Here is a 546-nt window from a genome sequence, read left to right on the forward strand (position 1 = left end):
CCCCGATGGCCGCGCCCAGCCCCGAACTCCCCACCCTGCCGGTCACCTTCCGGCCCACCCTCACCCGGGTGGTCCTGCTGAGCGTGGGCGTGGCGATGTTCCTCGTCATCACCGTCATCGCGCTGATGCTGGATCGGCTCAACGCGGGGGAGCGGGCCAGCTTCGTCTTCGTCGCGGCGCTCTTCCTCGGCGTCCTGGCCCTGCTCAGCAGGCCCAGGGTCACCGCCGACGACACCGGGGTCACCGTCGTCAACATCACCCGGACCCGCAGGCTGGCCTGGGAGGAGATCCTCCGCGTCAACCTGCGCTCCGGCGACCCCTGGGTCTTCCTCGACCTCAGCGACGGCACCAGCATGCCCGCCCTCGGCATCCAGCCCGGCATGGCCAAGCAGCAGGCCATCCGCGACGCCCGCTCCCTGCGCGCCCTCGCCGAGACGCGCGGCGCCGGAAGCGACGACACCCCCTCCGGCGGCTGAGCCCCTGCCCGGCGCGGGGCCTTCTTGTCTACTCTGGTGGGCGGCGGCGCCCCGTGCGCCCCACCCCGCC

General features: G+C 73.8%; 1 protein-coding gene. It reads left to right on the forward strand.

The features are described from left to right. The first annotated feature begins 5 nt into the window (after positions 1–5). Positions 6–476: a PH domain-containing protein gene (locus JS521_RS36020; RefSeq protein ID WP_205087038.1), complete on the forward strand. Its 471-nt coding sequence runs from the start codon at positions 6–8 to the stop codon at positions 474–476. Positions 477–546: the final 70 nt, after the last annotated feature.

The sequence above is a fragment of the Streptomyces durocortorensis genome, from assembly GCF_016901035.1.
GTDB classification, from domain to species: Bacteria; Actinomycetota; Actinomycetes; order Streptomycetales; family Streptomycetaceae; genus Streptomyces; species Streptomyces durocortorensis.

Bases quoted from the DNA above. Each gene is read 5' to 3' on its own strand.
- JS521_RS36020 (WP_205087038.1), top strand. From the start codon at position 6: ATGGCCGCGCCCAGCCCCGAACTCCCCACCCTGCCGGTCACCTTCCGG.